General features: G+C 67.8%; 23 protein-coding genes and 1 pseudogene. 9 read left to right on the forward strand and 15 right to left on the reverse strand.

Features of this window, described 5'->3' with window-relative positions:
• Positions 1-16: 16 nt before the first annotated feature.
• A complete protein-coding gene (locus ACRDU5_RS23560) occupies positions 17-610 on the reverse strand; it encodes a peptide deformylase (RefSeq protein ID WP_526617404.1) in 594 nt (197 codons plus the stop codon).
• Between the two features lie 121 nt (positions 611-731).
• Here ACRDU5_RS23560 and napA point away from each other — a divergent pair, with 121 nt between their 5' ends.
• Genes napA through ACRDU5_RS23585 form a run of 5 tightly spaced genes read left to right on the forward strand, consistent with a single transcriptional unit; the run spans position 732 to position 4,019 of the window.
• Positions 732-1,040, forward strand: coding sequence for a nucleoid-associated protein NapA (gene napA, locus ACRDU5_RS23565; protein WP_526617405.1), 309 nt, complete (start codon positions 732-734; stop codon positions 1,038-1,040).
• Between the two features lie 42 nt (positions 1,041-1,082).
• Positions 1,083-1,553 (forward strand): LytR C-terminal domain-containing protein, encoded by a 471-nt coding sequence (locus tag ACRDU5_RS23570; RefSeq protein ID WP_526617406.1) that lies wholly within the window; start codon positions 1,083-1,085, stop codon positions 1,551-1,553.
• A 9-nt stretch (positions 1,554-1,562) separates the two neighbouring features.
• The gene (sodC, locus tag ACRDU5_RS23575) at positions 1,563-2,273 is read left to right on the forward strand and encodes a superoxide dismutase[Cu-Zn] (protein ID WP_526617407.1); all 711 of its coding nucleotides are present in this window, start codon (positions 1,563-1,565) and stop codon (positions 2,271-2,273) included.
• Entirely contained in the window at positions 2,254-3,384 is a 1,131-nt protein-coding gene (locus tag ACRDU5_RS23580) for a glutamate--cysteine ligase (RefSeq protein ID WP_526617408.1), read from the forward strand. Before sodC ends, ACRDU5_RS23580 begins: the two co-directional genes overlap by 20 nt.
• Positions 3,385-3,386: 2 nt before the next feature.
• The gene (locus ACRDU5_RS23585; RefSeq protein ID WP_526617409.1) at positions 3,387-4,019 is read left to right on the forward strand and encodes an LON peptidase substrate-binding domain-containing protein; all 633 of its coding nucleotides are present in this window, start codon (positions 3,387-3,389) and stop codon (positions 4,017-4,019) included.
• A gap of 8 nt (positions 4,020-4,027) precedes the next feature.
• On the opposite strand, the gene mnhG is transcribed toward ACRDU5_RS23585, so the two are convergent.
• From mnhG to ACRDU5_RS23630, 9 genes are all read right to left on the reverse strand, one after another.
• The gene (mnhG, locus tag ACRDU5_RS23590) at positions 4,028-4,378 is read right to left on the reverse strand and encodes a monovalent cation/H(+) antiporter subunit G (protein ID WP_526617410.1); all 351 of its coding nucleotides are present in this window, start codon (positions 4,376-4,378) and stop codon (positions 4,028-4,030) included.
• Positions 4,375-4,662 carry a monovalent cation/H+ antiporter complex subunit F gene (locus ACRDU5_RS23595; protein WP_526617411.1) on the reverse strand — a complete coding sequence of 96 codons (288 nt, stop codon included), beginning with the start codon at positions 4,660-4,662 and terminating at the stop codon, positions 4,375-4,377. The genes mnhG and ACRDU5_RS23595 overlap by 4 nt, the downstream gene beginning before the upstream one ends.
• Positions 4,662-5,195, reverse strand: a complete 534-nt coding sequence (locus tag ACRDU5_RS23600) for a Na+/H+ antiporter subunit E (protein ID WP_526617412.1) — start codon at positions 5,193-5,195, stop codon at positions 4,662-4,664. The genes ACRDU5_RS23595 and ACRDU5_RS23600 overlap by 1 nt, the downstream gene beginning before the upstream one ends.
• Complete coding sequence (locus ACRDU5_RS23605) at positions 5,192-6,793, reverse strand: Na+/H+ antiporter subunit D (protein WP_526617413.1); 1,602 nt, start codon at positions 6,791-6,793, stop codon at positions 5,192-5,194. The genes ACRDU5_RS23600 and ACRDU5_RS23605 overlap by 4 nt, the downstream gene beginning before the upstream one ends.
• Positions 6,790-7,260: a Na(+)/H(+) antiporter subunit C gene (locus ACRDU5_RS23610; protein WP_526617414.1), complete on the reverse strand. Its 471-nt coding sequence runs from the start codon at positions 7,258-7,260 to the stop codon at positions 6,790-6,792. Before ACRDU5_RS23610 ends, ACRDU5_RS23605 begins: the two co-directional genes overlap by 4 nt.
• Positions 7,257-10,151 carry a Na+/H+ antiporter subunit A gene (locus ACRDU5_RS23615; RefSeq protein ID WP_526617415.1) on the reverse strand — a complete coding sequence of 965 codons (2,895 nt, stop codon included), beginning with the start codon at positions 10,149-10,151 and terminating at the stop codon, positions 7,257-7,259. The genes ACRDU5_RS23610 and ACRDU5_RS23615 overlap by 4 nt, the downstream gene beginning before the upstream one ends.
• Before the next feature lie 160 nt (positions 10,152-10,311).
• The gene (locus ACRDU5_RS23620; RefSeq protein ID WP_526617416.1) at positions 10,312-11,595 is read right to left on the reverse strand and encodes an ArsB/NhaD family transporter; all 1,284 of its coding nucleotides are present in this window, start codon (positions 11,593-11,595) and stop codon (positions 10,312-10,314) included.
• Between the two features lie 39 nt (positions 11,596-11,634).
• The gene (locus ACRDU5_RS23625; protein ID WP_526617417.1) at positions 11,635-12,138 is read right to left on the reverse strand and encodes a CBS domain-containing protein; all 504 of its coding nucleotides are present in this window, start codon (positions 12,136-12,138) and stop codon (positions 11,635-11,637) included.
• Positions 12,135-12,410 (reverse strand): cation:proton antiporter regulatory subunit, encoded by a 276-nt coding sequence (locus ACRDU5_RS23630; protein ID WP_526617418.1) that lies wholly within the window; start codon positions 12,408-12,410, stop codon positions 12,135-12,137. The genes ACRDU5_RS23625 and ACRDU5_RS23630 overlap by 4 nt, the downstream gene beginning before the upstream one ends.
• A gap of 130 nt (positions 12,411-12,540) precedes the next feature.
• On the opposite strand from ACRDU5_RS23630, the gene ACRDU5_RS23635 reads away from it, so the two are divergent.
• Together ACRDU5_RS23635 and ACRDU5_RS23640 are read left to right on the forward strand one after the other, a co-directional pair.
• A complete protein-coding gene (locus tag ACRDU5_RS23635; protein ID WP_526617419.1) occupies positions 12,541-13,515 on the forward strand; it encodes a sensor histidine kinase in 975 nt (324 codons plus the stop codon).
• Positions 13,515-14,171 (forward strand): response regulator transcription factor, encoded by a 657-nt coding sequence (locus ACRDU5_RS23640; RefSeq protein WP_526617420.1) that lies wholly within the window; start codon positions 13,515-13,517, stop codon positions 14,169-14,171. Before ACRDU5_RS23635 ends, ACRDU5_RS23640 begins: the two co-directional genes overlap by 1 nt.
• A gap of 1 nt (position 14,172) precedes the next feature.
• Here the strand turns inward: ACRDU5_RS23640 and ACRDU5_RS23645 are convergent.
• The 5 genes and pseudogenes from ACRDU5_RS23645 to ACRDU5_RS23665 all read right to left on the reverse strand — a co-directional run bounded on the left by ACRDU5_RS23645 (position 14,173) and on the right by ACRDU5_RS23665 (position 20,113).
• Positions 14,173-16,385 (reverse strand): annotated as a pseudogene (locus tag ACRDU5_RS23645) (AAA family ATPase).
• Between the two features lies 1 nt (position 16,386).
• Entirely contained in the window at positions 16,387-17,223 is an 837-nt protein-coding gene (gene pssA / locus ACRDU5_RS23650; RefSeq protein ID WP_526617421.1) for a CDP-diacylglycerol--serine O-phosphatidyltransferase, read from the reverse strand.
• 8 nt (positions 17,224-17,231) lie between these two features.
• The gene (locus ACRDU5_RS23655) at positions 17,232-17,933 is read right to left on the reverse strand and encodes a phosphatidylserine decarboxylase (protein WP_526617422.1); all 702 of its coding nucleotides are present in this window, start codon (positions 17,931-17,933) and stop codon (positions 17,232-17,234) included.
• A 22-nt stretch (positions 17,934-17,955) separates the two neighbouring features.
• On the reverse strand, positions 17,956-19,185 hold the full coding sequence (gene moeA / locus ACRDU5_RS23660; protein ID WP_526617423.1) for a molybdopterin molybdotransferase MoeA: 1,230 nt from the start codon (positions 19,183-19,185) through the stop codon (positions 17,956-17,958).
• Between the two features lie 4 nt (positions 19,186-19,189).
• Positions 19,190-20,113 carry an SDR family oxidoreductase gene (locus ACRDU5_RS23665; protein ID WP_526617424.1) on the reverse strand — a complete coding sequence of 308 codons (924 nt, stop codon included), beginning with the start codon at positions 20,111-20,113 and terminating at the stop codon, positions 19,190-19,192.
• A 19-nt stretch (positions 20,114-20,132) separates the two neighbouring features.
• Between ACRDU5_RS23665 and ACRDU5_RS23670 the strand changes: the two genes are divergently transcribed.
• The gene (locus ACRDU5_RS23670; protein WP_526617425.1) at positions 20,133-20,654 is read left to right on the forward strand and encodes a PH domain-containing protein; all 522 of its coding nucleotides are present in this window, start codon (positions 20,133-20,135) and stop codon (positions 20,652-20,654) included.
• 44 nt (positions 20,655-20,698) lie between these two features.
• Positions 20,699-21,219, forward strand: a 521-nt coding sequence (locus tag ACRDU5_RS23675; protein ID WP_526617426.1) for a PH domain-containing protein, incomplete at its 3' end; no start/stop codon positions are given.

The raw sequence follows: 21,219 nt of genomic DNA on the forward strand, positions 1-21,219 counted from the left end.
GGCAGATTGGGCACCATCAGTGACCGAACGGATCCGGGTCCTCGCCCGGCATCCACGTCAACCCCGGCACCCCCCAGCCGTGAGACTTCACCGCCCGCTTCGCGCTGCGGGCGTGCCGGCCGATCAACCGGTCCAGATACACCACGCCGTCCAGATGGCCGGTCTCGTGCTGCAGCATCCGGGCGAACAAGCCGGTGCCTTCCAGGGTGATCGGCGTGCCGTCGGCGTCCAGCCCGGTCACTCGCGCCCAGTCGGCCCGGCCGGTCGGAAAGGACTCGCCCGGCACCGACAGGCAGCCTTCGTCGTCGTTGTCGGGGTCGGGCATGGTCTCGGGCACCTCGGAGGTCTCCAGCACCGGGTTGACGATGACACCGCGGCGCCGCGCGGTCCGGCCACGGTCTTCGGCGCAGTTGTAAACGAACACCCGCTTGCGAACCCCAATCTGATTGGCGGCAAGACCGACGCCGTTCGCGGCGTCCATGGTGTCGTAGAGATTTGTGATCAACTCGGTAACATCGGCCGACAGCGAACCATCGTCGCTCACCGGCACCGGTCTGGTCGCGGTGTGCAAGACGGGATCTCCGATGATTCGGATGGGTACGACGGCCACGGCGGCAAGCTTAAGGTAGCCGACTCGCGGGACCGGCTCACGGCCCAATCAGTCAACCCGTGGTTGAATGTTCGCCGAAACGCTAGCGATGTTTTCGAGTGGGGAAGGGTCCAGGAGCAATATGGACGGCGCCATGGCGCGGACCGAGCAATCCGGGGACGACGCTGACCTCACCGATGGCCTGACCCGCCGCGAGCACGACATTCTGGCGTTCGAGCGCCAGTGGTGGAAGTACGCGGGCGCCAAGGAAGACGCGATCAAAGAACTGTTCTCGATGTCCGCGACGCGCTACTACCAGGTGCTCAACGCGCTGGTGGACCGGCCCGAGGCGCTGGCAGCCGACCCGATGCTGGTCAAACGCCTGCGTAGGCTGCGCGCAAGCAGGCAGAAGGCGCGAGCGGCCCGCCGACTGGGCTTCGAGGTCACCTGAGGCTTTCGCGGACTCGAAAGCCACGCCGATACAGTGGGCTCAATGAACGAGCGCCGTTCCGACTCCTCCGGGCTTCCCCTGCGCGCCATGGTGATGGTGCTGCTGTTCCTGGGAGTGGTCTTTCTGCTGGTCGCATTTCAGGCCATGGGCTCGGGCTCCGACTCCGACGTTGACGAACCGGTGGCCACCGTGACCACCACCACGACGCCGTCGCCGACACCCGCGACACCGGCACCGGCAGCCAAGGCCGATGTGCGGGTATTCAATCTCTCGTCCACACCGGGCGCCGCCGAGAACACTGCCAATCAGCTCAGGGGCGCCGGCTGGAACGTCACCGAGACCGGCAACCTCACCCTGGACGGCGTCACGGTAAACACGGTGTACTTTGGCGACGCGCCCGGCGAGCGGGAATCAGCCGATGAGGTGGGCCAGTTACTCCAGGCTCCGGTGGAACCCCGGGCGCCGGGCCTGACCGATCAACCACCGGGCGTGATCGTGGCGGTCACGGGCTAGGCTCACGGCATGCCGTTCCCAAACCCGGTTGGTAAGCCGATCGGCCCTGTCCTGGCCGCCGCCGCACTGCTCACCCTCCCGCTCGCAACCGCGTGCACACCGGACGAGCCGGTGGCGACGCAGCCGGCCACCACGCCGTCGATCTGGACGGGATCGCCGTCGCCGGTGGCCCCCGCCGGTGAACACGAGGGTGAAGCGGCAGGCGAGAAGCTGACGGCGCAACTCAAGCTCGCCGACGGCACCACGGTCGCCACCGCCGACTTCGACTTCACCGGCGGGCACGCCACCGTGACCGTGCAGACCACCGTGACCGGTGAGCTGACGCCCGGCTTCCACGGGCTGCACCTGCATTCGGTGGGCAAGTGCGAAGCAGCCTCGGTAGCGCCGACGGGCGGTGCGCCCGGCGACTTCAACTCCGCCGGTGGGCATTTCCAGGTCCCCGGCCACAGCGGCCACCCCGCCAGCGGTGATCTCACGTCACTACAGGTACGTGCGGACGGCTCGGCGACGCTGGTTACCACCACCGACGCGTTCACTGCAGAGGACCTGCTCGCGGGCGCCAAGACGGCGATCATCATTCACGCGAAGCCGGACAACTTTGCCAACATCCCGCCGGAGCGCTACCAGCAGATCAACGGCACTCCGCCACCCGACGAGACCACGCTGGCCACCGGCGACGCCGGAGAGCGGGTGGCGTGCGGTGTTATCGGCACCGGTTAGCAGTCGCATTGATTTCGCCGGCTCGCCCCGGCCCACTGTTGGTGTCGAATGGGAGTTCGCCCTCGTTGACGGCGAGACCCGCGATCTGAGTAACGAGGCCGCCGCGGTGATCGCCGAGATCGGCGAAAACCCGCATGTGCACAAGGAATTACTGCGCAACACGGTCGAGATCGTCACCGGTATATGCGACAACACCGGCCAGGCGATGGACGACCTGCGTTCCACCTTGCGGCCCGCGCGCCGGATCGTCCGCGATCGCGGGATGGAGCTGTTCTGTGCCGGGACACACCCGTTCGCAAAGTGGTCGGCACAGAAGCTGACCGACGCGCCACGGTACGCCGAGCTGATCAAACGCACCCAATGGTGGGGCCGCCAGATGCTGATCTGGGGGGTGCACGTGCACGTCGGAATATCCTCGGCGCACAAGGTCATGCCGATCGTCACCTCACTGCTCAACCACTATCCGCACTTGCTCGCGCTGTCGTCGTCGTCACCCTACTGGGACGGTGAGGACACCGGGTATGCGAGCAATCGCGCGATGATGTTTCAGCAGTTGCCCACGGCCGGCCTGCCGTTCCACTTCCAGACCTGGGCGCAGTGGGAGGGCTTCGTTCACGACCAGAAGAAGACCGGCATCATCGACCATATGAACGAGATCCGTTGGGACATCAGGCCGTCACCGCATCTGGGCACGGTCGAGGTCCGTGTCTTCGACGGCGTCTCGAACCTGCGCGAACTCGGTGCCCTCGTCGCGTTGACCCATTGCCTGATCGTCGATCTGGACCGCCGCCTCGACGCCGGCGAGGAACTGCCGACGATGCCGCCGTGGCATGTGCAGGAAAACAAGTGGCGCGCAGCCCGTTACGGCCTCGACGCGGTGATCATCCTGGATGCGGACAGCAACGAACGGTTGGTCACCGAGGACCTGGACGAGCTGCTGAACCGGCTGGAGCCGGTGGCCAAGTCGCTGCGCTGCGCCGACGAGCTGGCCCAGGTGGCCGACATCTACCAGCAGGGCGCGTCGTATCAGCGCCAGCGGCGGGTCGCCGAAGAGCAGGACGGAGACCTGCGCGCGGTGGTCGACGCGCTGATCGGCGAGCTGGCCATCTAGCCGTGCCGATCACGCCGATGTTCCCGCTCGAGGTGGCGATGCTGCCCGGCCAGGAGCTGCCGCTACGGATCTTCGAGCCGCGCTACTCCGCACTGGTCGCCGACTGTCTCGCGGCGGAGGACCCCGCGTTCGGTGTCGTGCTGATCGCGGCTGGGCGCGAAGTCGGAGGCGGGGACACCCGTAGCGACGTGGGTGCCCTGGCCCACATCACCGAGTGCGCGGACTTCGGCGACGGGCGCTACCGACTCAAATGCGTGATGGCTGAGCGGATCCGGGTGCTGGAATGGCACCCGGACAACCCCTACCCACAGGCCGCGGTCGAACCATGGCCCGACGAACCCGGTGAGGCAGTGGGCGCGGACGCTATCCGGGATGTCGAAGACCGCATCGTCGCACTCTTCGAGCGGATCGCCGAAGCCCGTGGCGCTATGCTGCCGGGCCGTGCCGATCTGCTCGCCACCGACATGCCCGATCTCGGGCAGCGGCTCTATGCGCTGGCGTCCCGGGTTCCGATGGGTCAGGCCGACCGCTACGCGGTGCTGGCTGCGCCCTCTCCGGCCACACGCCTGGAGGCGCTGCGCGAGGCCGTCGACACCGTCACCGCGATGGTCGAGTTCCAGCTGTCCGACGGGTAGCGGTGACGTCAGTTCTGGCTATCCGTCCCGCCTTCGGTGTACTCGTGCAGCTCGTCCTCGGTCAGTAAGTCGTGAATGTTCTGTTCGCGGTAGGCCAATCGCCCGACTCGATGAGCGACGACCGGCGCGGTGATCACGGCGAACATGCCGGTCAGGATCAGCATGCCGACGTCGACATTGCCGCGGAGCCGGATTGCCGCCCCGCCGAGCACCAATAGCAGGCCCAACACCTGCGGCTTGGTCGCCGCGTGCATGCGCGACAGGGTGTCCGGGAATCGGATGACGCCGATCGCGGCGGTCAATGCCAGCGTGGAGCCGCTGAGCACCAGCACGGCCGTGACAATGTCAAGTGCGTTCACCGCGCATCCCTGTCGTCGCGGCGGCTGTCCGTATCGGGTACCCGGAATCGCGCCACGCTTACCGAGCTGACGAAACCGATCAACGCGAGCGCGGTCAGGCTATAGGTCACCGTGGTGTCCAGGCTGAACGCTGCCCAGGTCCCGATGGCGCACATCGCCACCGCGACGAGGGTGTCCAGCGCGACGAGCCGGTCCAGCGTGCTGGGCCCGGCCAGGATGCGAAACATCGTGATGGTCGCGGCCGCGGTCAGCAGCACGGCCGCGACGATCCACACGGTGCTCACTAGGGCACCTCCTTACTGGGTGCCGGCCGCCAGTCGGCGTCTCGCTCGAACGTCGTCACCAACAGCCGCTCCATCTGTGCGATCTGGCGGTAGAAGCGGGCGACGGCCCGCTCGGAGCCGACATCGATGACGTGCACATAGATCAGCCGGCGCGCCTGGTCGATCTCCAGCACCATCGATCCGGGGATCAAGGTGATGATGTTGACCGCCAACGCCAGCACCAGATCCGACTTGATCGCCAAGTGGGCCCGTAGCACCGCGCTGCGCGGCGGCGGTCCTGGTTTGATGGCCAGCCAGGCCACTTGCAACGACGACAGCACCAACTCGTAGGCCACTACCGCCATCAGCCGCAGCAAGGACAGCGGATGCACCCGGCCTTCGATGGGTACGACGGGAAGCGGCAGCAGCAGTGTGATCACCAACGCTATCGCCAACCCGCTCAGGATGTTTCCTGGCGAAGCGTTGCCCCACAACAAGATCCACACCAACACCAGCCAGCACAGCACCCACGCGCGCAGCGCGTAGCGTCTCATGGCGTGACACCCCCGAGCACTGCCGAGATGTAGCGGTCGCGGTCCAGCACCTCGGTGGCGGCGCGTTCGCTGTACGCGACGATCGGCCCGGCAAGCACGGTCAAGGTGAGCCCCACCGCGATGAGCGCCCCGGTCGGCACCAGCATGCCCACCGGCATCCGTCCGACATCGCCCCGATCGGCCAGGGCAATGTCTTCGGCGTCGTCGAGCAACACCGAAGGAGCCGCGGCCGCCACGTCGCCCTCCGGCGCGTCGGCCCGAACGCGCCAGAAGGCCAGCGTCCATACGCGGGTGACCACGTAAAGCGTCAACAGACTGGTCAGCACGCTTCCGCCCACCAGCGTCCACGCCAGCACCGAACCGCTCTGGGCGCCTGCCTCCAGCAGCGCCACCTTGCCGATGAAGCCGGAAAACGGCGGAATGCCACCAAGATTGAGCGCAGGCACCACGAACACAAAGGCCAGCAGCGGGCTGGCGGCTGCGAGCCCGCCGAGCCTTTGCAGTGTGGAAGCGCCCGCTTGCCGCTCGATCAGGCCGACGACCAGGAACAGCGTCGTCTGCACCAGGATATGGTGCGCCACATAATAAATCGCGCCGGACATGCCCAGCTGGCTGGACAGCGCAATACCGAACACCATGTAGCCGATGTGGCTGACCAACGTGAAGGACAGCAGCCGCTTTATATCGCTCTGTGCGATGGCGCCGAGGATGCCGACGAGCATGGTGAGCAGCGCCGCCACCAGCAACACCGAATCAAGGCCGCCGGTCGGGAAGAGCAACGAGTGTGCCCGAATAATCGCGTAGACACCGACTTTCGTCAGCAGGCCGGCGAACACCGCGGTGACCGGTGCCGGTGCGGTCGGGTAGGAGTCGGGCAGCCACGTCGACAGCGGGAACACTGCGGCCTTGATGCCGAACGCCACCAGTAGCACCGCGAACAGCGCGCTGCGGGTACCGGGCGAGACGCCGTCCAGCCGGGTGGCGAGCTCGGCCATGTTGAGTGTGCCGGTCGCGGCGTACACCAGCGCGATGCCGATCAGGAAGATCATCGACGACACCATCGACACCATCACGTAGGAGATGCCGACGCGTACCCGCTCGGTGCTGGCCCCGATGGTCAGCAGCACGAAGCTCGCCGCCAGCAGCACCTCGAACCCGACGAAGAGGTTGAACAGATCGCCGGCCAGGAACGCGTTGCATACACCGGCCGACAGCGCCAGATAGGTGGGCAAGAAGATCGATACCGGTTGGCGTTCGTCGCCGTCCCGGATGCCCTGCCCGATGGCGTAGAGCACCACGGCCAGCAGCACGATCGACGACACCACCAACATCAGCGCCGAGAGCCGGTCCACCACCAACGTGATGCCGAGCGGACCCATACCGGGCACACTCTGTCCCCAGCCGCCGATGTGCAGGGCCAGCGTGCCGTCGCGATCGGTGAGGTAGACCAGCGCTCCACACACCGCGACCACCGTCGACAGTGCGAGCAGCGTGATGGCGCGTTGCAGCCGGGGCCGGCGCCCCGCGAACAGCGTCGCCGCCGCGCCGATCGTCGGGATCAGCACGGGTAGCGGGGTGAGCGTCCCTGCGAGGCTCACCTTGACCCCTCCAAGCCGGGCAGCGCGTCCAATTCGTCGGGCTCGTCGGTGTCGCGCGCCTTGTCGGGTATCGGGCGACCCTCGTCTACGGCCGCTGCCTCCTCGGCGGTGAGGTGGGCGACGCGGGTGTCCTCGGGATCGTCGGCGACCTCCTCGGCAGTGGTCAGCCGGTACGCGCGGTAATTCAACGCCAACACGAACGCCGCGATGCCCATGCTGATGACGATGGCGGTCAGGATCATGGCCTGCGCCAACGGATCTGCCGTGGCGGTCTCGCCATTGCTGGTCCGGCCGCGCACCGGTGGATTTCCGGACGGGCTGCCTACGGTGAGGATCAACAGGTTGACCGCATTACCGATCACCAAGAGCCCCAGCAACATTCGGGTCAGATTGCGTTCCAGCAGCAGATAAACTCCGATGCTGGTGAGACCGCCGATGAGGACGAGCGGAACCAGATAGGTGGTCATCGCGCCGTCACCGTCGCTTGTTGCTGCTCGGCCATCTCGACGTCCACCCGGGCGCCCAGGCTGCGCAGCACGTCGAGCACCAGCCCGACGACGATCAGGTACACGCCGAGGTCGAAGAACAACGCGGTGACCAGCTTGACCGTGCCGAAGACCGGAATGTCGAACTCCACCACCGCCGACGACAGCACGGGGGCGCCCAGCAGCAGCGACGCCACCGCGGTGCCCGCCGACAGGGCCAGGCCGGTTCCGAGGATCTTGCCCGCATCCAGCGGCAGCGTCTCGCCGAGCTCGTAGCGCCCGCCCGCGAGATACCTCAGCACCAGCGCGAGCCCCGCGGTCAGCCCCCCGGCGAAGCCGCCGCCGGGCGTGTTGTGGCCGGCGAAGAAGAAGTAGGCCGACAGCACCATGATGAGCGGGAAGATCATCCGCGTCGCGACCTCCAGCACCAGGGACCGGTGCCGCGGGTCACGCAACTCGCTGCCACGCAACCAGGTGATGTCACCGGCGGCCGGACTGGTCGCAATCGCGGCGGTAAGCCCGGCGCCAGGTGGGACGGCATCGGCGACTCGGGGAGCGGCACCAAAACGCCGGTGCCGGAACACCATTGACGCTGCCCCGGTCGCAGCGACCAGCAAGACCGAGATCTCGCCGAGGGTGTCCCATGCCCGGATATCGACCAGCAGCACGTTGACGGTGTTGGCGCCGTGACCGCGGAAGTACGCGGCGTCGGGCAGCAGCGCGGCGATCGGGACGCCGGTGCGGGCGGCCATCGCGAACACCGCGAGCGTGGTGACACTGGCGCCGACCGCCAGCGCCAGTGCGGCACGCGGTAACCGGTGCCGGCGGAGGTTGGTGCGGTTCGACTCGGCGGGCAGCGTCCGCAGTACCAGCACGAAGACCACCAGCGTCAGGGTTTCCACCAGGAATTGGGTCAATGCCAGGTCGGGGGCGCCGTGGAACGCGAAGATCGTGCCGCAGCCATAGCCGGTAACGCCGACCAGCAGCACGGCGGCCAGCCGGTTGCGCATCAAAGTTGCGCCCACCGCGGCGGCCAGGATCAGCAGCCCGACCACCACCTGCTGCGGCGAGTCCCAGAGGGCGAACTCGGGCCGGTCGCGGGCGCCCAGCGCGAGCACCACCACCGGCACCAGCGCCAGCGTGAACAGGATCACCGACTGGGTAGCGGGAAGCGAGCCGCGCTGGGTGGTGCCGGTCAACCGCACGGACACCACGTCGACGACGCGGATCACCGCATCGTAGACGCGGTCGGCGTTGCCCAGCGGCAGGTAGGGCACCCGGGCGCGACGCAGCCGCGCACGGCCTAAGAACGCCGCCGTGCCGAGGGCGAGCACGAGGATGGACAGCAGCAGCGGCAGACCGAGGCCGTGCCACAACGCCAGGTCGTAGCTTGTCCCGTCTTGGCTGCCGCCGGGCACGGTGTCGGCGTAGGTGTCCAGCGCACGGTCCAGCGGGGCGGGCCACAGCCCGAACAGCAGGCCGGCCGCGGCCAGGATGGCGGGAGGGGCCAGGAACGTGGCCGGCGGGTGGTGCATGTTCGCGACGCGCCCGGTGGGCTCGGGTTTCTGTTTGCGGGCGAATGCGCCCCACAAGAACCGCAGGCTGTAGATGGTGGTGAACACCGAACCGACGACGATGGCGGCCAGCACGAAAGGCGCTGCGGCACCGAGCGATTCGCTGTGCGCAAGGGTTTCGTAGTCGGCTTCTTTGGCGACGAAGCCCAGGAACGGCGGCAGCGCCGCCATGCTCGCCGTTGCGAGGACCGCGATGACCAGCAGCGGCTTGTTGCGCTGTCCGAGCCAGGCAAGTCTGCGGATGTCACGGGTTCCGGTGGCGTGGTCGATGATTCCGACCACCATGAACAGCGCCGCCTTGAACATGGCGTGCGCGCACAGCAGGGCCAGCCCGGCCAGCATCAGGTCTTTGCCGCCGGTGCCGACCAGCACCGTGATCAGGCCGAGTTGGCTCACGGTGCCGAATGCCAGAATCAATTTCAGGTCGTATTCGCGGACCGCGCGCCAGCCCGCCAGTACCACTGTCAGTACGCCGAGGGTCACCACCATCGGACGCCACGGCGGCGAGTCGGCGAAACCCGGCGTCATTCGGGCGACCAGGTACACCCCGGCCTTCACCATCGCAGCGGCATGCAGGTATGCGCTCACCGGGGTCGGCGCGGCCATCGCGCCGGGCAGCCAGAAGTGCAGCGGGACAATGGCCGACTTAGCCAGTGCGCCAACGAGAATCAGCACAACGCCGACCGACACCGCCAACCCCGACGGCGGCGCCGCGATCAGTTCGGACAGCCGGTAGGTTCCCGAGACGGTGCCGAGGGTGACGATGCCGACCAGCATGGCCAGGCCGCCGGCCGTGGTGACCAGCAGCGCCTGGACTGCGGCCTTTCGGCTGGTGGCGCGCTCGGCGTAATGGCCGACCAAGAGGAAGGACAGCACGGTGGTCAGCTCCCAGAACACGTAGAGAACCAGCATGTTGTCGCTGACCACGAGGCCGAACATGGCGCCGGAGAACGCGACCATTTCGGCGGCGAAACTGGGCAGGCGATTCTCTTTGCGCCCGTCGTGGTGGAGGAAGTAGTCGGCGCAGTAGAACAGCACGAGCGCGCCGATGCCCAGCACCAGCACGCTCATGATCGCAGCGAGCGCGTCGAACCGCAGCGTGATGTCCATCGACAACTCGGAAACCCACGACACGCTGACGGTCCGTGCTTGCCCGGGCCCCGGCCAGTTCAGCACGACCCAAACCAGCGAGCCCAGCGGGACGAGCGACAGCGGATAGAACGCCATCCGGCCCCACCGGTACACCAGCATGGGCGCCAACGCGGTGGCGGCCGCGTGGGCGAACAGGATGGCGAGCATGCACTCCGATCGGTCGCGGTGGTCGGGGTGTAAGCCGATATATGGCTTTGGTTTAACGCCAGTCTAGCTGGGCGGATGCGGCTACCATCCCCCGTCCTGGCGATGGTCGCGCCGTCGCCGACTTCCCGAAGGTGCCACCCGAACTTGTCACTGTCAGGTTCTAGAAGTAGCGCAGCCAGACGTAGACCCACGCGATGCAGGTACTCAGCAGGGTGACGACGATGCCGTAGCGGGTGAACCGCCAGAAGCTGATCGGGTGGCCCGCCCGTTGCGCGATGCCGATCGCCACGACATTGGCGCTGGCCGCAATCGCGGTGCCGTTGCCGCCGAAGCAAGCGCCCAGCGCGAACGCCCACCACAACGCCCGGCCGGTTTCGACGTCGGGTGCCTGTGCCGCCATGCCCTCGACGACCGGGGTCATGGTCGCGGTGTAGGGGATGTTGTCGATGAACGCGCCCAGCACGGCAGACCCGAACAACAGCCCGGTCGCGGCAAGGAAGAAGTTGTCGCCGAACAGCGCCACGGCGCCATCGCCGACCCAGCCGATCACGCCGGTATGCACGAGACCGGCAACCATCGCGAACAGTCCCATGAAGAACACCAGGGTCGGCCACTCGACCTCGGGGAGAACGTCGGCGACGTCGATGTCGTTGACCAACAACATCGTGCCCGCTCCGAGCAGGGCGACGATCGACGGCGCGACATGGAGTACCGAATGCAGGCTGAACCCGACGATGACCAGGGCAAGGACAGCCAGCGACCGTACCAGCAGTCGGGTGTCCTTGATGGCGCGGCGTTCCTGCAGCGCCATCACATTGTCGAGGCGAATGTGGTTGGACCGCAGGTCTTTACGGAACAGTGCCCTGGTGAACACTACGAACAGCGCGAAGATGATCGCCACCGCCGGCGCCATGTGCACCAGGAAGTCGTTGAATGTCAGACCGGCCCGGCTGCCGATGATGATGTTCGGTGGATCACCGATCAGCGTTGCGGCACCGCCGATGTTCGATGCCAGCACCTCCGCGATCAGAAACGGCTGGGCCGCGATTTCCAGCCGGTCGCAGATTACCAGCGTCACCGGGGCGACCAACATGATGATCGTGACGTTGTCGAGCACCGGTGAGGCGACCGCGGTGATCACCATCAGCATCACCATCAGCCGGAACGGCTTGCCCCTCGACCGTTTGGCGGCCCAGATGGCCAGGAAGTCGAAAAGTCCGGTCTGCTTGATCACGCCGACGATGATCATCATGCCCAGCAGCAGGAAGATGACGTTCCAGTCGATCCCCTCGTGCTCCGAATAGAACACCTTCGCGCCGGGAATCAGCCCGAGGATGGTCATCAACCCGGCGGCGACCAGAACCGTCTTGACCTTGTTGGCCCGCTCGGTGGCGATGAACCAGAAGGCGACGACGAAAATCGTGAGCGCCAGCAGGGGAGCCATTGCCGATCCTGCCGCCGAAGTTGGCCCGCCGAGCGCGGATCAGTCGCTGGGTCCGGCCACCGCCAGGCTGGTCATCAACCTCTCCAGGGTCACCGCGCCGGTAAGCCTGCCGCCCCGATCGACCACCGCGATGAGCGGACTCCGCTTGTTGGCCATCACCGTGGCGATCTCCAACAATGTGGCCTCCGGCGCGACGGTGGCAGGCTTGGCGACCGGGGTCGGCAAGCAGTCACCGACGGTCAGCTTGCCGGGGCCATGCCAGAACAGGTCCGCGTGGATCTCGTCGACGGTGCGAACCAGCGCGGGATCGTCCCGATACGTCTCCGGAATCGCCAGCCGCAGCACCTGCGTGCCGGGCAACACGGCAACCGGGCGGTCCGACTCGTCGACCACCACCAGCCCGGGCAGCCGGTTGACGACCATCAGCTGAACGGCCTTGGACACCGGGTCGTCCATCCGGACCGTCGGCGGGGTCACGGCGATCTCGTGTGCTTGCATGTCTTCGTTTCGTTGGGTGCCGGCTGGGTCAGCAGTAATGGTCATCGTCCCCGTTCTCCGCTCAGTTCGTCCACACGTCGTTCCAGCGACAGGAGGCGATCCGCAATGGGTGGGCTGTGCAGAATCTGGGCCACCTGGTCGGCCTCATCGGGTTCCAGGACGATCGCCCGGCTGGGCTCGTCGAGTTCGCCTCCGCCGTAGGTGAACAGGTGCCGATTGGCGGCCCTGTCCACCAGCAGACAGAAGCTGTCGCCGTCCCGGGTGACGATCTGGTGCAGAACGCCACTGCCGGGCACCGTCGTCCGATGAATCTGCATCGATGCTCCTACCGCAGTTGACGCCAGTCTGGGCGGTGGATCGGGTCGCCACCATCGGGTCTGACACCCATTCCCGGGGGGTGGTGGCCTGTATGGACAAAGGACAGTGCGGCAGACCACGCTGGTGGGTATGAAACGGGCGCGAACTCCCGCGGCCGCGCTGTTTCGGCGGGTCTTTCTGATCAACGGCGCGATCTTCGTCCTGGGCACGCTGATCCTTGCGGTGTCGCCGGCGACCGTTTCGGCGCGCATCAAGCTGACCGAGATCCCGGTCCTGGTGGTCGGGTTGGCGGTGATGCTGACCGCGAACGCGTTGCTGTTGCGATCGAGTCTTGCCCCCCTGGATCGGCTCGCCGCGTCAATGCGGCGAGTCGATCCGCCCAGACGCAGCGACCGCGTCGAGGATCGCGGCAACGGCGACCTGCACCACCTCATCGCCTCCTTCAACGCCATGCTGGATCGGCTCGAGACGGAGCGGACCTCCGCCAGCGCATCGGCGCTGGCCGCACAGGAGAACGAGCGTCAGCGGATCGCTCGGGAGCTGCACGACGAGATCGGCCAGACGCTGACCGTCGCACTGCTGTCCCTCAAACGCGCCGTTGACCGCGGGCCCGCGACGATCCGCCGCGAGCTGCAAGACGCCCAGGAAATCGTGCGCGCCAGTCTCGACGAGGTTCGCGACATCGCCCGTCGGCTACGCCCCGACGCACTCGAAGATCTCGGTCTGCACAGCGCTCTCAACGCGCTCAGCAGCGAATTCGGCCAAGCCACCGGGATTTCCGTCATCAAGCACATCGTGCCCGGGTCCGCCCGGCTGAAACCCGACGTCGAGTTGGTGTGCTATCGGATTGCACAGGAGAGCCTGACGAACGTGGCGCGTCATGCCCACGCCAGCAAGGTCTGGCTCGACCTACACGTCAGCACCGAACACCTGACGCTGCGCATCGCTGACGACGGCCGGGGCGGGGTGGCCGCCGAGGGGGCGGGGATCAGCGGAATGCGGGAACGCGCGCTGCTGGTGAAAGCCACCCTCACCATCACGTCGCCGAAGCAGGAAGGCACCGAGGTGCGGCTCGTCATACCTCTGCGCGGGCGTGGCGACTGATGCTGGCTCAACCCGCGCGCATCCTGCTGGCCGATGATCACGCGTTGGTGCGCAGCGGATTGCGGATGATCCTGGATGCCGAACCCGATATGCGGGTGGTGGCGGAAGCGGCCGACGGATACGAAGCCCTGGCGGCGCTCGAGGACACCCCCACCGACCTGGCCATCCTCGACATCGCGATGCCGAAGATGACCGGCCTGCAGGCGGCTCGTGAAATCAACCGGACCCATCCGCACGTGCGGATCCTGATCCTGTCGATGCACGACAACGAGCAGTACTTCTTCGAGGCGCTCAAGGCCGGCGCGTCCGGCTACGTGCTGAAGTCGGTCGCCGACCGCGACCTGCTCGAAGCGTGCCGGGCCACCATGCGTGGCGAGCCGTTTCTCTACGCGGGCGCCGTCACCGCGCTGATTCGGGAGTACCTGCACCGGGCCCGCCAAGGTGACGGGCTACCGGAGACCATCCTCACGCCGCGCGAAGAAGAGGTTCTCAAGCTGATCGCCGAGGGGTTTTCGACGCGGGAGATCGCGAACACCCTGGGTATCAGCGCCAAGACGGTGGACCGGCACCGGACGAACATCCTGCAGAAACTCGGCCTGCGAGATCGCCTGGCGCTGAGCCGCTATGCGATCCGGGTTGGCTTGATCGAGCCGTAGGTCACATCTGTCCGGCCGAGAAGGCGCGAAGCGCCTCCACCTGCACGGGATCCAGCGACGGCCGCACGGTTTCCCGGGCCTTGGCGACGTCGGCGGCGGTGACATCGGCGGCGTCGATGGAGCGGCGCATCGCGGTCAGCGCGGCCTCACGGAGCAGCGCCACGCAATCGGCGGCGCTGTAGCCGTCGAGCTCACCGGCCAGCGCGTCGAGGTCGACGTCGTCACTCAGCGGAATGGATTTGCCTGCCGTGCGCAGGATCTCGCGGCGCGCGTCGGAATCGGGCGGTTCGACGAAGACCAGCTTCTCAAGCCGCCCGGGCCGCAGCAGGGCGGGGTCGATGAGGTCGGGCCGGTTGGTGGCGCCGAGCACCACCACGTCGCGCAGCGGTTCGATGCCATCCATTTCGGTCAGCAGCGAGGCCACCACCCGGTCGGTCACACCGGAGTCGAAGCTCTGGCCACGCCGGGGCGCCAGCGCATCGATCTCGTCGAGAAACACCAGCGACGGTGCGGAATCGCGGGCCCGGCGGAACAATTCACGCACCGCCTTCTCCGAAGCGCCGACCCACTTGTCCATCAGCTCGGCGCCCTTGACCGCGTGCACCGACAGCCGCCCGGAGCTGGCCAGCGCGCGCACCACGTACGTCTTGCCGCAGCCGGGCGGACCGTAGAGCAGCACGCCGCGCGGCGGCTCGACGCCGAGCCGGGCGAACGTCTCGGGGTGCTGCAGCGGCCACAGCACCGATTCGGTGAGCGCCTGCTTGGTTTCGGCCATGTCGCCGACGTCGTCGAGTGTCACCGAGCCGACCGCCACCTCTTCGGTGGCCGATCGGGACAGCGGGCGGATGACGGTGAGTGCGCCGGTGAGGTCGTCCTGCGTCAACACCGGCGGCTTGCCGTCGGCGCTGGCCCGCGCCGCCGCCCGCAGCGCTGACTCCCGCACCACGGCGGCCAGATCGGCGATCACGAAACCCGGTGTGCGTTCGGCGATTTCGTCGAGGCCCAGGCCTTCGGAGGGCACGTCACGCAGCAGCACCTCCAGCAGCTGCTTGCGGACCGCACCGTCGGGCAGACTCAACCCGAGCTGCGATCGCACAGGTCGGGTGCCCGCAGCCGCGGATCCAGGCTGTCCGGCACGGCAGACGTGGCGACGAACGCCACCGCGGGGGTGGCCACCGCGCTGCGCAGTTCGGTGAGAATCAGCGTCGCCACCGGGTCGGCGACCGACGGCAACAGCGCGTCGATGTCGGTGATCAGCAACACGCCCCCGCCATCGCGCACGGTGGCCACTGCGGAAGCGACGCTTGCCAGCCGGTCTTCGGCGCGCAGCGCACCCACTTCGGGGCCGTCCAGTTCGACGAGGCGCCGGTCGGCGCAGACCGCACGCACCAGGGCGGACTTGCCGACGCCGGCGGGCCCGGACACCAGGACGCCGAGATTCGCCGTAGCGCCAAGGGTTTCCAGAAGTTCGGGTTGGTCGAGCGCGAGTTTCAGCCATTCGGTGAGTCTGGTCGCCTGCGTGTGTACACCCTTGAGGTCATCGACCCGCAGCGTCGGCTCGGTTTGCGACTGCGATGGGGTGGTGACGACGGCCCGGCCGGCGCTCGGCTGTGGTGTCGTGGTCACCCCGTTACCCCAGCCGACCAATGAATTCGGTTGCACGCTGACGGGTCCGGCCGGATCGACGCCGGTTACCGTCAGCAGCTCCGATGTCCACGTGATACCGACGGCGGACGCCAGCGCGCTGCTGGCCGCCGACGTCGGGATGTCGGGGCCGAGTTCACGCGGCAGCAGCGACACCGTGTCGCCGACCGTCATCACCTTGCCCAGCAGGGCCTGACGCAGCGTCGCGGACGAGATCGACTGGGTGGCCAGATTGGAGCCCCGCAGCGTCACCGACCGGGCGCCGTACACCGTCACCGGGGCGACCAGCACGGTGGTGTCTTCGCGTAGTCCGGCGTTCGACAGCGTGACGTCGTCGAGTAGTGCGGTGCCCGCGGGAGTGCCGGCCGGCGCCAGCCCGGCCACTGCGGCGGTGGTCCGCGAGCCGGTCAGCGAAATCGCATCCCATTCCCGAATGCCCAGTGCGGCAATGGCTTCCGGATGCAGGCGCACCACTCCGCGACGCGAATCCAGCGCGGAGGTGTTCAGCCGTGCCGTGAGGGTGAGTTGCTGCCGCGGTGTCGGGCGGTCGGCGACGTCGAGCCCGGTCACCTCAGTCGCCCGGCCTTCGCAGTCCGAGCCGGGCCATCGACCGCCGATGCGGCTGTGCCCGTCGAATCGCCCGCCGTGCCTGGCGTTGTGCCTTGGGCCGCTCGTCCCACACCTCGGGGTGCTTGGCCAGCCATGCCTTCGTCCGCACCGCGAACGGGATGTGGATGACGTAGGCGGTGATGATCGCCATGATGACGATGTAGCCGTACTGAATCGCCGCGGCGACGGCGATGGCCAGCAGTGCCAGCAGCGGCACGACCATCCTCGGCGGTATGGCGAAGGTGTGAATCTTGCGCATCGGGATGGCGCTGACCACCAGCAACGATACGCCGACCATCCAGATCGAGACCGCCCACTCAGAGGTCCACCACCCGTCGCCGAACTGCATCTTGGCGGCCAGTGGTCCGATGGAGCCGATCGCGCCGGCCGGGGCCGGCATGCCCACGAAGTACTCCTTCTCGTAGGCGGGCTGGTCGCCCTCGAGCATCGCGTTGTACCGGGCCAGCCGCAGCACGATGCACACCGCGTACAGCAGCACCACGATCCAGCCGACCCGTGATTGGGACAGCAGCGTCGCGTAGACGATGAATGCCGGTGCGACACCGAAATTCACCGCGTCGGCGAGCGAGTCGATCTCCTGACCCATCCGCGATGTCGCCTTGAGCAGCCGGGCCATCCGGCCGTCGAGCGCGTCCAGGATCGCGGCCACCGCGAGCAGCGCCATCGCCTCCGTCGGACGGCCATCGAGCGCGAACTTGACCGCGGACAACCCGAGGCAGATCGCCGCGACCGTCATCGCGCTGGGCAGCAGCCGCAGGCTGATCTGCGACGGCTTCATCCGGGCTTTCATCGAGGCAGCTCCGCCAGGATCGTCTCGCCGCCAACCGCCCGCTGGCCGGGCAGGACCAGCACTTCGGAGCCCTCGGGAAGGTAGGTGTCCAGCCGTGAGCCGAACCGGATCAGGCCGTAGGTGTCACCGATCGAAACCTTGTCGCCGGGTGCCACATCGCACACGATGCGCCGGGCGACCAGGCCGGCGATCTGCACGGCGATCACCTGTACGCCCTCCGGTGTGCGGATCAGCACGCTGTTGCGTTCGTTGTCCTGGCTGGCCGCGGCGAGCTCGGCCGATCCGAACAGCCCGGGACGGTGCACGACGGCGACCACCTCACCGCTTATCGGGATGCGCTGGACATGCGCGTCGAAGATCGACAGGAAGATGCTGACCCGAGGCAGGGGCCGGGCGCCCAGGTTCAGTTCGGCGGGCGGCTCTGCCTCTTCGACCAGGCAGATGAGGCCGTCGGCGGGTGCGACGACGACGCCGGGCCGACTGGGCGGAACGCGTGGGGGATGACGGAAGAACGCGGCGTTCGCACCGGCCGCCAGCAGACCGCCGCGGCGCAGCCACCGATATCTTCGGCCCGCCGCGGCAACCGCGAGGCTGGCGCCGATGAACGGCAGCCCGGCGGGATGCACCGGAGGGATTGTGGTTTTCGCCAGCGCCAACAGTCGCGCGGGGCCTGATCTGAGGTCGGGGCGTCTGGCCATCGTGCAGCGATTCTACGGGTGATCAGCCGTCGGACAGGTCCCACACCTGCACGGGCGATCCGGCCGCCAGCTCGGCGACGTCTTCGTCGATCTCCAGCAGGCAGTTGGCCGACGCCAGCCAGCGCAGGTGGTGGCTCGCGGGTGGCCCGTAGCTGGTGACCGACGCCTTGCCGGCGTCGAGTACGCCGCGGCGGAACTGCCGCTTGCCGCTCGGCGAGCTGAGCTCTTCGGTCAGCACCGCCGTCAGCCGCGGGCGCTCCGGCTGGGGCAGGCCCATCACCGCGCGCAGCGGCGCCCGAATGAAGACCTCGAACGACACCAGGGCACTGACCGGGTTGCCGGGCAGCGTGATGATCGGTGTGGCTGTACCCGATGTCGCCGGCCCAGCGGCTCCGGTGACTCGGCCGGCGCCCTGCGGCATGCCGGGCTGCATCGCGACCTTCACGAAGTCGACCTGCGCGCCGAGCGCTTCTTTTACCACTTCGTACGCGCCGGCGCTCACCCCGCCGGTGGTGATGATCAGATCGGCCTCGCCGGCGTGGCGGTCCAGCACCGCGCGGAACTGGTCGACGTCGTCGCCGGTCATCGGGGCGGCGACCACGTGCGCGCCGGCGTCACGGACGGCCGCGGCGAGCATGAAGGCGTTGGACTCGTAGATCTGGCCGGGTTTCAGCGGCATGCCCGGTGCCACCAGCTCCGAGCCGGTCGACATCACCAGCACCCGCTGCCGGGGAATGACGGACAGCACGCCGAGACCCAGCGCCGCGGCCAGGCCCAGCACGGCGGGTGTGACGACCTGCCCGGCGCGCAGCACGGTGGTGCCGGCGGTGACGTCCTCTCCGGCGCGGCGGATGTGCTGGCCGGCCTTGGCGGTCGCGCGGATCGCCACGGTGTCGGTCGACCCGTCGGTGGCCTCGACGGGCACCACCGCAGTGGCCCCGGACGGAACCGGTGCGCCCGTCATGATCCGGTGTGCCGTACCGGGTTTCAGCGTGAGGAAATCGGTGCGGCCGGCGGGAATGTCCTCGGCGACGGGCAGCAGCACCGGCTGCTCGGTGCTCGCCGGCGCGACATCGCCGGCAATGACGGCGTAGCCGTCCATGGCCGAATTGTCGAAGCCGGGCAACGACAGCGGCGCCACCACATCCTCGGCCAGCACCAGGCCGAGCGTGTCGGCCAGTGGTACGCCGACCGGTGCGCGGGGCGTGATCAGGCCGGCGACCACCCCCCGGTGCTCCTCGACCGAACGCATTGGGTCAGGCCGGATACGTGACGCCGGTCAGCTCCTCGGAAACGCTCCACAGCCGGCGCTGGATGTCTTCGTCGTGCGATTGTTTGCTGGATTCAACGACTTTCGGGTGCCCGCGCTGCTCGTGGAATCCGTCGGGGCCGTAATATTGGCCGTTCTGTGCCTCCGGGTCGGTGGCGGCGCGCAGCGTCGGAAGCGTTCCCATGTCGGGTGGCTGCGCGATGAACTGCCAGAAGAACTCACTGACCTGTCTGATGCCACCCGGCATGTTGCGCAGCAGCTCGGTCTGCGAGCCACCGGGGTGCGCAGCAAGCGCGGTGGTCGGGGCCCCCTTGGCTGCCAGGCGGCGCGCCAGCTCGTAGGTGAACAGCAGGTTGGCCAGTTTGGATTGGCCGTAGGCCTTCACCCGGTTGTAGTCGCGGTCGAGCCGCAGGTCGTCGAAATGGATCTTGGCCATGATGCGATGGCCGACGCTGCTGACGGTCACCACCCGCGAGCCCTCGACGGGCAGCATGTTGTCGAGCAGCTGACCGGTGAGCGCGAAGTGGCCGAGGTGGTTGGTGCCGAACTGCAGCTCGAAGCCGTCCTTGGTGCTGGCCTTGTCCGTGTACATCACGCCGGCGTTGTTGATCAGCAGATCGATACGCGGGTAGCTGGCGCGCAGCTCGTCGGCCGCCTTGCGGATATCGTCCAGCGACGTCAGGTCGAGCTCCTGCACGGTGACGACGGCGTTCGGGGCCCCCGAGGTGATTCGCGCCTTGGCGTCGTTGCCCTTATCGATGTTGCGGACGGCGAGCACGACGTGTGCGCCCTTGTCGGCGAGCACGGCCGCGGCTTCGTAGCCGATGCCGGTGTTGGAACCGGTGATGATGGCGATCCGCCCCGACTGATCAGGCACATCGGCGGCGGCCCACTTCTGCTTGGCACTCATGATCGAAACCTTACGGCGCATGCGCCATGCTCGAAGTATGAATAGTGCTACCAACGAGGTGACACTGGTCGACCCGGCCAACCCGCCGAGCCGCAACGCGCCGCTGGTGTGGGCGATCGGCGCGGCGATCCCCTGGCTGATGCTGGTGCTGGCCCAGCTGGTGTGGTTCGCGCTCGACCGGCGGTTCGGTTGGCTGCACGTCGCGGCGGCCGCCCTCACCGCGGTCGGCATACTGGTGTTCGTCGTGCTGGTGCCGCTATGGCGGTATCGGGTGCATCGCTGGGAGATCAGTCCGCAGGCGGTGTACACCCGTTCGGGCTGGCTGATCCAGGAACGCCGGATCGCGCCGATCTCCCGCGTGCAGACCGTCGACACCTATCGCGGTCCGCTGGACCGGCTGTTCGGGCTGGCCAACGTCACGGTGACGACGGCCTCGTCGGCCGGTGCGGTGCACATCGTCGCGTTGGACTCCGATGTCGCCGACCGCGTCGTCGCGCAGCTCACCGACATCGCCGCGATCGGCGCGGGGGATGCGACGTGACCGTTGCGGCCACCGAGAGGCCCTGGCATCGGCTCAGCCCGCGCATGCTGCTGGTGCACCCCGTGCACGAGGTGCTGCGGCAGCTTCCATTGCTGATCGGCGCGATCGTGCTCGGCTCGGCTACCGGCAACCCGATGTGGACGGTTTTCGCGCTGGGATTGACGGTCGCGTTCGGCATCGCCCGGTGGTTCACCACCACCTACCGCATCGAGCCCGACGAGGTGCAGCTGCGGACCGGCATACTTCAACGCAAGGTTGTGTCGGTGCCTCGCAACAGGATTCGTTCCGTGCAGACCGACGCCCGGCTGCTGCATCGGCTGCTGGGGCTGACGGTATTGCGGGTGAGCACCGGGCAGGAAGCCAGGGCCGACGCCGCGTTCGCACTGGACGCGGTGCGCGCCGAGGAGGTGCCACGCCTGCGCTCGATCCTGCTTGCCGACTCGCTGGCCCCGGCCGACGACTCGACTGATGAACGTGACCCGCTGGGCCGGGAGCTGGCCCGCTGGCACCCGTCGTGGCTGCGGTACAGCCCGCTGAGTTTCACCGGACTGGCCATGATTATCGC

The sequence above is a fragment of the Mycobacterium sp. genome, assembly GCF_050701515.1.
Taxonomy (GTDB): domain Bacteria; phylum Actinomycetota; class Actinomycetes; order Mycobacteriales; family Mycobacteriaceae; genus Mycobacterium.

Coding starts and splice junctions, on each gene's coding strand:
- napA (WP_526617405.1), top strand. CDS start 732: ATGGACGGCGCCATGGCGCGGACCGAGCAATCCGGGGACGACGCTGAC.
- ACRDU5_RS23570 (WP_526617406.1), top strand. CDS start 1,083: ATGAACGAGCGCCGTTCCGACTCCTCCGGGCTTCCCCTGCGCGCCATG.
- sodC (WP_526617407.1), top strand. CDS start 1,563: ATGCCGTTCCCAAACCCGGTTGGTAAGCCGATCGGCCCTGTCCTGGCC.
- ACRDU5_RS23600 (WP_526617412.1), bottom strand. CDS start 5,195: ATGAGACGCTACGCGCTGCGCGCGTGGGTGCTGTGCTGGCTGGTGTTG.
- ACRDU5_RS23610 (WP_526617414.1), bottom strand. CDS start 7,260: ATGACCACCTATCTGGTTCCGCTCGTCCTCATCGGCGGTCTCACCAGC.
- ACRDU5_RS23615 (WP_526617415.1), bottom strand. CDS start 10,151: ATGCTCGCCATCCTGTTCGCCCACGCGGCCGCCACCGCGTTGGCGCCC.
- ACRDU5_RS23620 (WP_526617416.1), bottom strand. CDS start 11,595: ATGGCTCCCCTGCTGGCGCTCACGATTTTCGTCGTCGCCTTCTGGTTC.
- ACRDU5_RS23625 (WP_526617417.1), bottom strand. CDS start 12,138: ATGACCATTACTGCTGACCCAGCCGGCACCCAACGAAACGAAGACATG.
- ACRDU5_RS23630 (WP_526617418.1), bottom strand. CDS start 12,410: ATGCAGATTCATCGGACGACGGTGCCCGGCAGTGGCGTTCTGCACCAG.
- ACRDU5_RS23635 (WP_526617419.1), top strand. CDS start 12,541: ATGAAACGGGCGCGAACTCCCGCGGCCGCGCTGTTTCGGCGGGTCTTT.
- ACRDU5_RS23640 (WP_526617420.1), top strand. CDS start 13,515: ATGCTGGCTCAACCCGCGCGCATCCTGCTGGCCGATGATCACGCGTTG.
- pssA (WP_526617421.1), bottom strand. CDS start 17,223: ATGAAGCCGTCGCAGATCAGCCTGCGGCTGCTGCCCAGCGCGATGACG.
- ACRDU5_RS23655 (WP_526617422.1), bottom strand. CDS start 17,933: ATGGCCAGACGCCCCGACCTCAGATCAGGCCCCGCGCGACTGTTGGCG.
- moeA (WP_526617423.1), bottom strand. CDS start 19,185: ATGCGTTCGGTCGAGGAGCACCGGGGGGTGGTCGCCGGCCTGATCACG.
- ACRDU5_RS23665 (WP_526617424.1), bottom strand. CDS start 20,113: ATGAGTGCCAAGCAGAAGTGGGCCGCCGCCGATGTGCCTGATCAGTCG.
- ACRDU5_RS23670 (WP_526617425.1), top strand. CDS start 20,133: ATGCGCCATGCTCGAAGTATGAATAGTGCTACCAACGAGGTGACACTG.